Annotated in this window: 11 protein-coding genes; 3 read left to right on the top strand and 8 right to left on the bottom strand. The window is 46.5% G+C overall.

Annotation, left to right across the window (positions count from 1 at the left end; translation table 11 throughout):
* The first annotated feature begins 5 nt into the window (after positions 1 to 5).
* Positions 6 to 551: a DUF2062 domain-containing protein gene (locus tag D5I41_RS13270; protein WP_017243895.1), complete on the top strand. Its 546-nt coding sequence runs from the start codon at positions 6 to 8 to the stop codon at positions 549 to 551.
* A gap of 90 nt (positions 552 to 641) precedes the next feature.
* Here the strand turns inward: D5I41_RS13270 and lolE are convergent, their stop codons facing one another.
* The 3 genes from lolE to lolC are packed head-to-tail and all read right to left on the bottom strand — an operon-like array spanning position 642 to position 3,779.
* The gene (gene lolE / locus D5I41_RS13265; RefSeq protein WP_119010190.1) at positions 642 to 1,886 is read right to left on the bottom strand and encodes a lipoprotein-releasing ABC transporter permease subunit LolE; all 1,245 of its coding nucleotides are present in this window, start codon (positions 1,884 to 1,886) and stop codon (positions 642 to 644) included.
* Positions 1,883 to 2,578, bottom strand: coding sequence for a lipoprotein-releasing ABC transporter ATP-binding protein LolD (gene lolD / locus D5I41_RS13260; RefSeq protein WP_119010189.1), 696 nt, complete (start codon positions 2,576 to 2,578; stop codon positions 1,883 to 1,885). Before lolD ends, lolE begins: the two co-directional genes overlap by 4 nt.
* On the bottom strand, positions 2,571 to 3,779 hold the full coding sequence (lolC, locus tag D5I41_RS13255) for a lipoprotein-releasing ABC transporter permease subunit LolC (protein ID WP_119010188.1): 1,209 nt from the start codon (positions 3,777 to 3,779) through the stop codon (positions 2,571 to 2,573). Before lolC ends, lolD begins: the two co-directional genes overlap by 8 nt.
* Positions 3,780 to 4,006: 227 nt before the next feature.
* Between lolC and mfd the strand changes: the two genes are divergently transcribed.
* Positions 4,007 to 7,462 (top strand): transcription-repair coupling factor, encoded by a 3,456-nt coding sequence (gene mfd, locus D5I41_RS13250; RefSeq protein WP_119010187.1) that lies wholly within the window; start codon positions 4,007 to 4,009, stop codon positions 7,460 to 7,462.
* Positions 7,463 to 7,629: 167 nt separating this feature from the next.
* Positions 7,630 to 8,439, top strand: a complete 810-nt coding sequence (locus D5I41_RS13245; protein ID WP_119010186.1) for a peptidoglycan binding protein CsiV — start codon at positions 7,630 to 7,632, stop codon at positions 8,437 to 8,439.
* Between the two features lie 85 nt (positions 8,440 to 8,524).
* On the opposite strand, the gene D5I41_RS13240 is transcribed toward D5I41_RS13245, so the two are convergent.
* The 5 genes from D5I41_RS13240 to D5I41_RS13220 form a co-directional block, all read right to left on the bottom strand.
* The gene (locus D5I41_RS13240) at positions 8,525 to 9,814 is read right to left on the bottom strand and encodes an NAD(P)/FAD-dependent oxidoreductase (RefSeq protein WP_065598955.1); all 1,290 of its coding nucleotides are present in this window, start codon (positions 9,812 to 9,814) and stop codon (positions 8,525 to 8,527) included.
* Between the two features lie 340 nt (positions 9,815 to 10,154).
* Positions 10,155 to 10,694 carry an alpha/beta hydrolase YcfP gene (gene ycfP, locus D5I41_RS13235; protein ID WP_119010185.1) on the bottom strand — a complete coding sequence of 180 codons (540 nt, stop codon included), beginning with the start codon at positions 10,692 to 10,694 and terminating at the stop codon, positions 10,155 to 10,157.
* A gap of 235 nt (positions 10,695 to 10,929) precedes the next feature.
* Complete coding sequence (gene lpoB / locus D5I41_RS13230) at positions 10,930 to 11,520, bottom strand: penicillin-binding protein activator LpoB (protein WP_017029724.1); 591 nt, start codon at positions 11,518 to 11,520, stop codon at positions 10,930 to 10,932.
* Between the two features lie 9 nt (positions 11,521 to 11,529).
* On the bottom strand, positions 11,530 to 11,919 hold the full coding sequence (locus tag D5I41_RS13225) for a YcfL family putative periplasmic lipoprotein (protein ID WP_119010184.1): 390 nt from the start codon (positions 11,917 to 11,919) through the stop codon (positions 11,530 to 11,532).
* On the bottom strand, positions 11,919 to 13,313 hold the full coding sequence (locus D5I41_RS13220; protein WP_439959659.1) for a COG3014 family protein: 1,395 nt from the start codon (positions 13,311 to 13,313) through the stop codon (positions 11,919 to 11,921). Before D5I41_RS13220 ends, D5I41_RS13225 begins: the two co-directional genes overlap by 1 nt.
* Positions 13,314 to 13,319 lie beyond the last annotated feature (6 nt).

Here is a 13,319-nt window from a genome sequence, read left to right as displayed (position 1 = left end):
CCCTCATGCCTAGAAAATTTATTCAACGCTTCATGCCGGACCATGAACTGATTAAACGTCAAAAAGCGCTTAGAATATTTGGAAATGTTCTCTACAACCCAAACTTGTGGGTTTTGAATCGACGCTCCGCATCAGGAGCCTTTGCTGTAGGCCTTTTCATGTGTTTTGTTCCCCTTCCTAGCCAAATGATAATGGCAGCAGGGCTTGCAATCATGTTTGGCGTCAACCTGCCGCTCTCGGTAGCCTTGGTATGGATCAGTAACCCTGTCACCATGCCAATTATGTTCTATCTGGCCTACAAGCTTGGTGCTTGGGTAATGCATTTGCCCGCACAGGCGTTTCATTTTGAGTTATCTTGGGACTACTTAGTCTCTCAGATGTCTACTATCGGACCGCCGTTCCTGCTTGGCTGTGCTATCTGTGCGGTAATATTCTCTGCAATGGGCTACTTCGGTATTCGCGCGCTATGGCGATATTCTGTGGTGCGTAGCTGGCAAAAGCGAAAGCTAAAACTCAAGCTAAACCCATTTGCCAAGAAAGACACAAACTAACCCTCACAACAAAAATCCTAGACACAAAAAAAGCGTTGCTCGTTGAGCAACGCTTTTTTAATTCTTTATTCATACTTATTGGTATAAATGTTATTTAGCACTCAACACCGTCGCGGGGTTCAATTTGCTTGCTTTACTTGCAGGGAACCAAGTCGCTACTAAGCTCAATAGAATTGCAGTCCCGGATACAATCAACACATCCATTGGATTAACCTCGGATGGCAGGAAGTTCACAAAATAAACGTCACCCGATAAGAACTTGTGCCCAATGATCTTCTCAACCAGTTGGATCAATGTGGTCAAGTTTAGCGCCACCAATAATCCAAGCACACTGCCCGCTACCGCCCCCATAACGCCTGACAACACACCTTGCCACATGAAAATAGCCTTAATCAAAGAGTCTTGAGCCCCCATCGTGCGCAAAATAGCCACTTCAGCAGAGCGATCTTTTACAGCCATCATCAAAGTAGAAACAATGTTAAAGCAAGCAACTCCAATAACTAATACCATTACCAAATACATGATGGTACGAACCATCTGAATATCTCGATGAATGTAGCCAAATTCTTGCTTCCAGCTATTAATATACACATAAACTGGCAGACTACTGCCTAGCGTTCTCATCAAATCTGGAGCATCAAATACGCTGGTCGTCTTCACCGAAATTCCACTCACGGTATCGCCAAGACCAAGATAAGACTGAGCATCTTCAAGTGGAACCATCGCTAAGGCATGATCCAACTGCCCACCAAGCGAGAAGATGCCACTGACTTTTAGGCGAACACGCTTTGGTGCTTGTGTACGGCCGTTTTTCGATGCCACAGGGATCATAAGAGAAATGCCATCACCGACGTCAACGCCCAACTGATCAGCGACGCCTTTGCCCAACACCACCTGGTTTGAACCCGGAGAAAAGTTTTGCCATGCATCCCCTTGCACAAACTGAGACAGGCTAGATACCTCACTCTCCAGTGCCGCATTCACACCCTTCACTTGGATTGCTTTAAGGTGTGTACCGCGCTCCGCTAATGCCGTGAACTTCACAAAAGGGGCAGCCGCTACAGCCTGTGGTTGCTTGTTGATATGTTCTACCAGCTGAGGCCAATCTTGGATTGGCTTGTTCACCGCAGAAAAGTCGCCATGGGGAACCACTGATAACACTCTATTCTCCAGCTCTCTTTCAAAGCCGTTCATCGCAGATAGGCCGATAATGATCACCGCAACACCCACCATTATCCCCAAGGTTGATGAAAGGGAAATAAAGGACACCATCTTGTTCCGCTGCTTGGCGCGACTAAAACGCCCACCAATAAACAGTGATAAAGAGTTGATCACTCGGCAACCTCTTCTGCTACTTGAACCAAAAGGCCGTCTTGCATATGCATTTGTCTGTCCATCTTAGCAGCCAGTTCACCATCATGAGTCACCACTAAAAAGGCCGTGCCTGATTTCTGGTTCAGCTCTCGCATCAAGTCATAAATGCCTAGAGCTGTAGTGTGATCAAGGTTACCTGTAGGCTCATCGGCTAACACCAAAGAGGGTTTATTCACCAAAGCTCGTGCGATGGCCACCCGCTGACGCTCTCCGCCAGACAGTTCTGATGGACGATGCTCCAAACGGTGCTCTAAACCAACACGAGTTAACAATTCCTTAGCCGCTTGCTTGGCTTTAGCTGGCTTTTCACCGCCAATCAATAGAGGCATCGCCACGTTTTCTACCGCAGAGAAATCCGCTAATAGATGGTGGAATTGATATACAAAGCCCAAATGCTGGTTACGCAGTTTCGCTTGCTGGTTACTTGAGAGTGCGCTGAGATCTTGCCCGTTGAACTGCACGTCTCCCACTGTCGCATCATCCAATGCGCCTAATATATGCAGTAGGGTACTCTTACCCGAGCCTGAGCTACCGATAATTGAGACCAGCTCGCCGTGTCCGACCGTAAAGCTCACACCTCTAAGCACTTGCGTATCAACGCTGCCCTCGGTGTAGGTTTTCTTTAGATTCTGACACTCTAGTAAATTACTCATATCTTAACGCCTCAGCGGGTTTAACGGATGCAGCTCTGTAGGAAGGGTAAAGGGTTGCCACTATGCTCAAACACACAGCCAATCCAACCACTAGGAGTACTTGACCGTACTCAATCAACACAGGCAGTTGCCCACCATAGGCATAAAGGGATGCTCCCATGGCTTGCAGTATTAGATTCAGATTATTTGACAGCAGAACGCCGAGCAAGCCACCAAACACTGCGCCAACCACGCCACTGCTTGCGCCCTGCACCACAAATAAGGCCATCACGTGTTGCTTGGTCATCCCTTGAGTTTTTAGAATGGCCACTTCAGATTGCTTCTCCATGACCACCATAATCAGCGCAGAGATAATGTTAAATGCCGCCACACCCACGATGAGACCGAGCATAAGGCCCATCATGTTTTTCTCCATCTTAACCGCCTGAAATAGCTCGCCCCGTTGTGCGCGCCAATCTTGCCAAGCCCAGCCCTCTTCTAGCGGCATTGCTGCGAGAGTGCTTACGGCAAAGGGGTCATCAAGATAAAGTCTCCAACCTGAGACCTGCTCCTTATTCATTCGTAATAAGCGACCAGCATCTTCAATATTGGTCACCATTAACTGAGCGTCCACATCGGAGCCGGTGTTAAATATGCCCGATACGGTAAAGTTTCTCTGGCTAGGAATGCGCCCAAGAGGTGAATATTGACTGGCACTGGTGACCATAAGGCGCACTTTATCGCCTTGATTTACCTTTAGCTTACGCGCCAGAGTATGACCAATGATGATTCGGTATTTTCCTTGCTGCAAAGAATCCACGCTTCCAGACAGCATAAATTGACGCAAAGGCTCGTCTGCATTCCCCTCAATACCAATCAATTGACCCGCAGTCAGTTGTGCAGGGCTTTGCAACACGGCTTCACTCGATACAATCGGAACGCTTTCGATAACGTGAGGAAGAGAGGTAATAAATTGCGGGGGTTCTTCGGTCAATGCGGTTTTTCCAGACACATCACCCACGATAGCTTGAGGTAGCACCCCAAGAATGCGTCCCTTTAACTGGCTTTCAAAACCGTTCATCACAGACATTACAGTGACGAGAGACAACACACCTATGGTGATACCTGCGGTAGACATGTAGGAAACAAATCGACTAAATCGATCTCCCGAACGTCCTCTGAGATAACGCAGGCCAATATAAAGCGAAACGGGTCGAAACATAACCAACCGAAAAATGAGTACAATGCCCTTAATGTAACCACTAATCGCCTTTTCGAGTAGTGTTTGCCCCTGTTTTTATTTGGAAACTTCCACAAAAAGTCAATAATTGAGCAATCACATCAACTATCCGCCAGTTTTGACCACTTATTGATAGATAAACCCGTCTGGGTTTACGATAATCAATTACATTACATGCTGATCAATTTATCTTGGAAACTCACACTCTTATGGATAACCACTCGCTTTTTGCTCTACCGATTGCGTCCACCGCTGGTGATAGAAAACAGCTCGGCAACCTACAAGGTGCGTCATTAGCTATCGCTGTAGCTCAGTTGAACAAACAACACCAAGGACCAACACTGTTAATCGTGAGTGACCCGCAAACAGCACTAAAATTGCAGATGGAATTGGAGCAATTTAGCTCTGTGCCTGTGTCCTTGTTCCCAGACTGGGAAACACTGCCCTATGACAGTTTTTCTCCTCACCAAGATATTATTTCCGATCGTATTTCTACACTGTACCAACTGCCGACCCTTGACCAAGGCATCATCATTGTTCCCATTAGCACTCTATTGCAGAGGCAGTCTCCCAGAGAGTTTCTCCTACAACACACCTTGATGGTTAAAGCGGGCGACCTTTTCTCTCTAGAAAAGCTCAGGATGCAACTTGAAAAGTCAGGCTATCGAAACGTTGACCAAGTATTTGGTCCTGGTGAATACGCCAGTCGTGGCTCTATCTTAGACCTGTTCCCTATGGGAAGCTCTGACCCGTATCGTGTTGACTTTTTCGATGACGAGATCGACACCATTCGAACCTTTGATCCTGAGAATCAGCGCTCTATTGCCGATATCGATGAGATTAGACTGTTACCTGCCCATGAATTTCCGACCAATGAAGAAGCCATTGAAGACTTCCGTATTCGTTGGAGACAAAAGTTCGACGCAAGACGCGAGCCCGAGTCGGTTTATATGCAAGTGTCAAAGGGCACTTGGCCCGCGGGGATTGAGTACTGGCAACCGCTGTTTTTTGAGAATACAGAAACCCTGTTCGACTATTTGCCACAAAACACCTTACTGCTCTCTGTTGGTGAAATAGAACCGGCAATAGACACATTCCTCACCGACGTTGATTATCGTTTTGATCAGCGACGTGTAGATCCGCTGCGTCCACTGCTGGAACCAACAGAGCTTTGGATGAAGAAAGACGAGCTCTTTGCCTCCATTAAGCAATGGCCACAGGTAAAGCTAAACAAAGAGAGTACTGATACCAAAGCAGGTCGTTTCAACCTAGACATAGAGGTATTACCGGCGCTTGCCGCAGCCCCGCAAACCAAAGAGCCAATGTCGGCTCTGCGTCAGTTCAGCGAAGGCTACACCGGCAAGATCGTCTTCTCCGTTGAGTCTGAAGGCCGTCGTGAGGCCCTGCTTGAGCTACTAAGCCCTGTCAAGATTGCGCCAAAAGCAGTGTCGAGTCTCGAAGAGGCCCTTGCTGGGAATGATAAGTTCACTCTAGTTCTTGGCGCTTCAGAGCATGGCTTCATTCATGAAGACCCTGATTTTGCACTGATTTGTGAGAGTGACCTACTTGGCGATCGCGTTATTCAAAGGCGCAAAAAAGATAAGCGAGCGGTCAATAGCGATACCGTTATCCGCCACCTAGCGGAGCTTAAACCCGGCCAGCCCGTAGTGCATCTAGACCATGGTATTGGTCGCTATATTGGCCTGCAGACCCTAGAGGCTGGAGGCATCAAAACCGAATACGTGACCCTTGAATACCTCAATGAGTCGAAGCTGTACGTTCCAGTGTCTTCACTCAATCTCATTAGCCGATACTCTGGCGGCGCGGAAGATACCGCCCCACTACACAAACTTGGCAGTGAATCATGGGGTAAGGCTCGTCGTAAAGCGGCAGAGCGAGTTCGAGATGTGGCCGCTGAATTGCTTGATGTGTACGCCAAGCGTGAGCTTAAACCAGGCTATAAATTTCAGTTAGATAGAGAGCAATACGCCCAGTTTAAAGCTGGTTTCCCATTTGAAGAAACCGATGACCAAGCTCAAGCGATCAACGCCGTTCTCTCGGATATGTGCCAAGCGAAAGCCATGGACAGACTGGTGTGTGGTGATGTTGGCTTTGGTAAAACGGAAGTCGCCATGCGCGCCGCGTTCGTATCTACAGATAATGCTAAGCAAGTCGCGGTACTTGTGCCAACGACCCTACTCGCTCAGCAGCATTTTGAAAACTTTCGAGATCGCTTTGCCAACCTACCCGTGCGTGTAGAGGTCTTATCCCGATTCAAGAGTGCCAAAGAGCAGAAACAAATTCTGGCTGATGTGGCAGAAGGTAAGGTCGATATTATTGTTGGCACTCACAAACTTCTGCAAGATGACATCAAGTTTGCCGATCTTGGTTTATTGATTGTCGATGAAGAACACAGATTTGGCGTAAGACAAAAAGAGAAAATGAAGGCGATGCGTGCGGATGTGGATATCCTAACGCTGACCGCGACCCCAATACCGCGAACGCTGAATATGGCAATGAGTGGCATGCGCGACCTCTCTATCATCGCCACACCACCGGCTCGCCGCTTAGCAATCAAAACCTTTGTTCGTCAAAGTGATGATGCCATTGTTCGAGAAGCCGTTCTGCGTGAGATCATGCGTGGTGGCCAGGTTTACTTCTTACATAATCAAGTCGACACCATTCACAAGGTTGCGGAAGACCTAGCTAAATTGATACCAGAAGCTCGTATTACCACCGCACACGGGCAGATGCGTGAGCGTGAGCTGGAGTCAGTAATGAACGATTTCTACCACCAGCGTTTTAACCTCTTGGTGTGTACCACCATCATTGAAACCGGTATTGATGTGCCAACGGCTAATACCATCATCATGAACCGCGCAGACAATCTGGGTTTAGCGCAGCTTCACCAATTGCGCGGACGTGTGGGTCGCTCTCACCACCAAGCCTATGCTTACTTGCTTACACCGCATCCTAAAGCCGTCACTAAGGATGCAGCCAAGCGTCTTGAGGCCATTGCCTCTCTTGAGGATTTGGGCGCAGGATTCACTCTTGCTACGCACGACCTTGAAATACGTGGCGCCGGCGAGTTGCTGGGTGATGAGCAAAGTGGCCAGATCCACTCTATCGGCTTCACCTTGTATATGGAGATGCTAGAGCAAGCTGTTGAAGCCCTAAAAGAAGGTAAAGAGCCATCGCTGGACGACCTACTGCGTGAGCAAACCGAGGTCGAACTGCGATTACCTGCATTATTACCGGATGACTATATCCCTGATATAAACACTCGCTTGTCTCTATACAAACGTATTGCCAGCGTGGCTAACGATAACCAACTTACCGAGATGAAGGTCGAGCTCATAGACCGCTTCGGGCCACTTCCTGATGCCACTAAGAACCTACTGCAAGTCTCTGAAATAAAGTTGGCAGCGGCTGCCATCAAGGTAGACAAGGTAGAGGCTCATGAAAAAGGTGGCTACATCGAGTTCTATCCGGATGCTGACATAAACCCAATGTATTTGGTTAAGCTATTGCAATCACAACCTAACAAATTTGCTATGGACGGGCCGACTAAGATTAAATTTATGCAAAGCTTGGTCGACCGCAGAGATCGCCTCTCTTACGTTAAGCAATTAATCGAAGATTTTGCAAAAAACAGAGTAGCGTAAAGGCTTGGCCGTCATAGCAATAAAATGAGATCTGCTATACTGCCTAAAACTAGGGTAAACTTCCCTCTCGTGACGACTTTACTCACACTCAAATTTAGTATGAAGATAAGAATAATCTCATAGTATTCATAAAGATAAACGGCCTTTTGATAAGCCATGGAGCCAGAATGAAAAAAATTATTCCTCTATTGATGATGCTGTTGCTGATTCCAACACTCGCACAAGCACAACAGAGAGAATTTGACATTGAAGTCCTGATATTCAAGCGTTCGATCGACCCTGAAAAGACCTCTGAATCATGGCCAAACGAGCTAAATCAGATCAACATGGAAGGAGTCGAGCCCTTCGACAACCATGCTTATCGTAAAAAGAAGGGAGCGCAAATGCTTTCTTACGACAACTATAAGCTTATTAAAGAGCGTGACGTACTGAAGAATCATGCAGGTTTTGAGGTGCTATTGCATACTGCATGGCGTCAAGGGGATCAAGGTCGAGCCAGTGCTCCTAAGTTCCATATCCAGGCCGGTAAAGATTTCTCTAAAACCTTTAACCCAGACGGTTCAAAGATTGGCTCTCAAAGCAGTGATACGGGTATGGGCGATGATATCCAAGAGAAAACTATTGCTCAGCCTCTGTATGAACTGGACGGCGCGATTCAGGTTTATGTTCAGCACTACCTGTTTGTAGAAACAGAATTGGATCTTCGCGAGCCGGGTGTTCGCAGCGTTACCTTTACTGAGAAAGCACCGGATGAGCTTAAGGACAGTGAAAACTTTGCTGTGCTAGCAGACACTGAAGCAGAAAACAGCAATGTACAGGCTGGGAACCTACAGAAAGTCTCCCCTGAAAAAGTTGAAGAGCAGTTCTTGAAAAGCTACCGTATGGAACAAAAGCGTCGCATGCGCAGTAGCGAAACACACTACCTAGATCACCCTCTTATGGGCATGATTATTCAGGTGCGAAGAGTAGAAAATTAATCTCTACTAGATATAAAAAAGGGGGGAGTTGGCTAAGCCAACTCCCCCCTTTTTCGATTGCTTTCTCTTAACTAGGGCTAAAAGATCAGTGCAACTTCAGGTTTGGACGTAGCGCTCGGTTAATGCGTCCTACTAACATCATCAAGCCCGTCTTAAACATGCCGTGCAGCGCCATTTGGTGCATACGATATAGAGAAATATACACTACGCGAGCAATACGACCCTCAACCATCATAGAACCCTTGGTTAGGTTACCCATCAAGCTACCTACGGTAGAGAAGCGGCTAAGTGATACCAATGAGCCATGGTCTTTATATTCGTAAGCAGAAAGCGCCTTGTTGTTCATCATCGCTAAGATATTGCGGAATGCATGACTAGACATCTGGTGAGCCGCCTGCGCACGAGGTGGCACAAACTTGCCGTCTTTTTGCGTGCACTGAGCAAGGTCGCCAATAACGAAGATATTATCATCGCGAGTAGTTTGTAGCGTATCTTTAACCACTAACTGGTTAATACGGTTTGTTTCTAGGCCTGCGATATCTTTAATAAAGTCTGGTGCCTTGATACCGGCAGCCCATACCATGATCTGTGCAGGGATCTTCTCACCATCTTTTGTTGTCAGGCCAGATTCATCAGCCAGTGTCACCATAGTGGCTGTGCGAACGTTCACACCGAGCTTAGTCAGCTCTTGGTGAGCCGATTGAGAGATACGTGGAGGTAGAGCAGGTAAGATACGCTCACCAGCCTCTACAAGGCTTACATTTAGCTTACTTGAATCTAGATCGCCGAAGCCATAGTTACGCAGCTCTTTAACCGCGTTGTGCAGCTCGGCTGAAAGCTCAACGCCCGTAGCACCTGCGCCAACGATGGCAATATCAACCTGTCCTTGTCCCGACTGTGCGTGAAGCTTAAGGAACTGATTGTTCATCTCTTCACGGAAACGATGCGCCTGCTCAGGGCTGTCTAGGAAGATACAGTTGTCACGTACGCCTGGAGTATTGAAATCGTTTGAGGTTGAGCCAATCGCCATTACCAGGTAGTCGTACTCAATTTCACGTTTAGGGATCAATAGTTCGCCGTTGGCATCTTTTAGCTCTTCAAGAATGATCACCTTACGTTCACGATCGATGTCGCAAAGGCTTCCCATTTGGAAGTCAAAGCCGTGGTTCTTGGCGTGAGCGCGGTAGCTTAGCGCATCCACACCTGCGTCCAGAGAGCCTGTTGCTACTTCGTGTAGCAGAGGTTTCCAAAGGTGACTCGCTTTACGGTCAACTAAGGTCACACTGGTGTTTTCGTTGCGTCTAAACTTATGACCCATTTTGGTCGCTAGTTCTAATCCACCAGCACCGCCGCCTACAATAATGATTCGTGTCATTTCAACACTCCTTGATACAAATGATAATTTTTGATTTCAGGCCCGCTTATGCGCACCTGTGAGAATTTGATTGAGTATCAGTAGACACTGTTGTTTACGTTAAGTTTTATGGGGCGATTCTATTTCGCCTCTCAATTTTTTTTGATCTAAATCAATTTATTTTTAATCGCATTATATCCAAATCGACTAACTGAGCAACCAACAATCTGCAAATAACCCCAATTGCTGTAATGAAATTGAGATTATCTTATTCGAAAGGGCGCCAATTACACACGATCTGGATAAAAAAAGACCTGCATAAGCAGGCCTTGTCAAAGTGTTTAGTTAGCGGTTTTGAGCGCTAGGCATTCTTAAATGCTTTCATGGTTTGCAAATGCTGAGAGATCTTCTTGAACTTGTGGGTCTCATGCTCATCCCAAATAATTTGGTAGTAGTCTTCCAGCGCATCAGCGGTCACTGTGTTGTCATGAATCTCATCATGCTTCGACAGTATCACCATGCAGCGGTCTTTATTCTTGATTCGATACTGCTCCACACACTTAGTCGCAATATCATCGTACTCTTCTGGGCGGTCAATTCGACCTTGCATAGTGCGCTCAGGATGCAGGTTAGGATTAAATATCACCTGCTTAATGCCACACAAGAAGCCAAGACGCTCTGACCAATATCCGCCTAAACCTACACCACAGATAATCGGATTCTTATCCTCTGATGACTCAATGGCTTTGTGTACTTCTTTTAGAAGGTGCGCCATATCATGCTTAGGATGCAACGTACTGTAGTTGATAAAACGTACGTCTTCGTCAATAAACTGAAGTTGCAGTACCTTCTCGTGGTTACCTGGGCTAGTTGAATCAAAGCCGTGAAGATAGATAATCATGGAGCCTTCCTTGTAAATGCTGACAGCCACTGGTTGAGAAATAATGTCTGCCGAAAATAGTCACTACTCATTTAAATCTAACACGTATTCAGACAATAAGAAGTTATCGAAGATAAATTGTTGCCATCATTTCTTGAGCCACATCAAGTATTGAAGAAATTATTGATAACCACAAACCGAGCCGTGAAAAATAAAAAAGGCCAGCAAATTGCTGGCCTCTAACGTTTTGACTAAATTACAGTCCGAACAAGCTTTTAGACTGTTGTTTACGAATCTCAGTTTCGTCAGCCCACTCTATTAAGCCGGTCTCTAGATCCATCAAACGCATCGTCATCTTGTAGTACACATCTTTGTCACTACCCGCATCTTTTACGATACTTGATAGGTTGCCGTACAGCATGTACTGCGCACCCACCATCTTACCGAATTGAATCGCGCTGCTTTGATCTACAAGCTCATCATTGTTCTGGAAGTTAAGCTGCTTACGCACAGACTCAACACGGTCCATATCGACGAAGCGGAACTTACCCGAGTTCAACATCTTAGTGCTGACGGAATCGGTAATTGATTCGGTATCAATGTGTTCACTGGTTTTATTTTTAATACGCTCTACAAACACAATCGGACGCTGGTCTTTAGTAATCGCTGCTACTGAACCTGAGTTGAGCATGCTATCTACCATTTCACCTGCAATTTTTTGCAAATCGGTAGACCCAAAATCAACCGTCGTTGTTTCGACAGCTTGCGCGTCACCATAGTTTACCTTGTTTGAACAGCCACCAAGAATGACAGCTAGGCCTAATAACGCAACTACACTTTTTTTCATCTTATTTCCTTAGTTGTCCGACTCTCGGATTTGTACTCTAAACTGAGTCCCTTCCGGATGGATTGAAACTTCAGAGAAGGTTCGAGTCTCGAAACCTCTCACTACATCTTGTCTCCAAGCTGAAGGCTTGGTATTTACTTCTAGCCCACTGTCGTCATACCAATAAAAGCGATATTGGATACGTAAATCAGCCTTATAAGCACTACTTACCGTCACTATACCTCTAGTGCGGCCTTCTTTTTCTACCGTCGCTATATCATCAACGACAAGGCGACTGCCCAAGACGTTATCGCCAAAGAGTACCTTTTGACTCTTTCCATCCACTCTTAAGCCTGCGGTGTTCTGAGAACAGCCTGCCAGTGCTACAAGAGCCACCAACAGTAGTGCCAGTTTTTTCATTATTGTATCGCTCCCAATTGTTTGTGCCATATTGTCACGTTACTACCCTGTCTTGATAGCCATACTAAGGTAGTCTCACCTTCTCGTACAGAAAACTCATGGCTCTTCCCTGCCACAGTTAACCTATGGGTTCCTACTTTTAGTGTAGCACCTGAACTGTACACCTCTGCAGGCAGCGATTGCCAACTGCGAGTGTCTGGCTGTTCGGTTAGGGTATTAAAAACGTTAAACAAAGCGTTGCCCACATCATTACCGCTTGCGGTCTCTTTACGCAACCGGTCTTTTGTTACTGTGCGTAATACCTGACGCACTAAGATCCTTGGCATCTGCTCCGTTAGCTGATTACTGGCCATGAGATTAACGTCGACCAATTCGTCGCCAACAAGCCCTTTGCCATCCAACTGCAATGTACCAAATCTTTGACCTGTATTATTATTGTAATACGGTAAAGCAACCGAATAGAAACCAACATCGCCACGACTATCCCTAACAGGAATAGTGATTCGCCAGTCATCCATCGCCTTAACCACCCCTCGCTCATCAAGGATGATCACACGTCCCTCGCCTTTAGGTAAGGGTTGATAAGGGCCATATTGTTTAGTGAGAAGCTCTAAATCTTGTCGCATCCCCAACAGGGTTGCTACTCTAAGCGCTCCGTCTATGACTTGCCTGTTATCAGGCGCTACCGCCAGCGCACGGCGATAGTCGACATAGGCACTGTTAGGGTCACCTTGCGTTTCGTAAAGCAACGCTGACAGATACAACAAATAGCCATTTTGAACCGCTTTTAGCTTATCACCCGCATCTGGGTAGCGAGACAATACGCTCCCTAAATTCGGGCTCAAGCCACTTTTCTTCAAATCAGCTTCTGCTGACTTAAGATCAGACTCTCTTTGTTGCTTAGCACGCTCTTGCACTTGATTGGCACGGCGCATCTCGACCAACGCCCCTTCAAGACTGTTAATCTGGATGTAGTTTAACCCCAGATACAAGTGTAAAAAGCCCAATTCATAGTCAGCGGGTTCATAGTTGGTGATGTTGTCATTGACTGCCAAAGCGCCAACACTAGTTGCCGTATCGCTAACAGAAATCAGTGCTTGGTCTTGCCACTCCCGTACCGCTCTATCGCTTAATTCAAAAGACGCTTTACTAGCAGGATAAGTGGAAGCTAAGAAATTAACGCGTCCTTTTTCCATATTATCCAGAATGTCGCCAGCGCGATAATCAGGAAGCTTTTCCTGCGCGGTTACATAGTCACCGGCTTGCAGTGCTTGATGAACTGATTTGTTTTGAGCGGTGTAGTGACTGAACAAATTACCGGCAGAAAGAGAAGAGCAGGCAGTAATCACTGCGCTGCTCATTACAATCAAACAAAGTCGTATCGATTTATTCACTCGCTG

It is taken from the genome of Vibrio superstes, from assembly GCF_003569005.1.
Classification (GTDB): domain Bacteria; phylum Pseudomonadota; class Gammaproteobacteria; order Enterobacterales; family Vibrionaceae; genus Vibrio; species Vibrio superstes.
Note: the sequence above shows the minus strand (reverse complement) of the source record. Positions and strands in the feature narration are given on the sequence as shown.

Excerpts from the sequence above, each read along its gene's own strand:
- D5I41_RS13270 (WP_017243895.1), top strand. The coding sequence starts at position 6 with ATGCCTAGAAAATTTATTCAACGCTTCATGCCGGACCATGAACTGATT.
- lolD (WP_119010189.1), bottom strand. The coding sequence starts at position 2,578 with ATGAGTAATTTACTAGAGTGTCAGAATCTAAAGAAAACCTACACCGAG.
- lolC (WP_119010188.1), bottom strand. The coding sequence starts at position 3,779 with ATGTTTCGACCCGTTTCGCTTTATATTGGCCTGCGTTATCTCAGAGGA.
- mfd (WP_119010187.1), top strand. The coding sequence starts at position 4,007 with ATGGATAACCACTCGCTTTTTGCTCTACCGATTGCGTCCACCGCTGGT.
- D5I41_RS13245 (WP_119010186.1), top strand. The coding sequence starts at position 7,630 with ATGAAAAAAATTATTCCTCTATTGATGATGCTGTTGCTGATTCCAACA.
- D5I41_RS13240 (WP_065598955.1), bottom strand. The coding sequence starts at position 9,814 with ATGACACGAATCATTATTGTAGGCGGCGGTGCTGGTGGATTAGAACTA.
- ycfP (WP_119010185.1), bottom strand. The coding sequence starts at position 10,694 with ATGATTATCTATCTTCACGGCTTTGATTCAACTAGCCCAGGTAACCAC.
- lpoB (WP_017029724.1), bottom strand. The coding sequence starts at position 11,520 with ATGAAAAAAAGTGTAGTTGCGTTATTAGGCCTAGCTGTCATTCTTGGT.
- D5I41_RS13225 (WP_119010184.1), bottom strand. The coding sequence starts at position 11,919 with ATGAAAAAACTGGCACTACTGTTGGTGGCTCTTGTAGCACTGGCAGGC.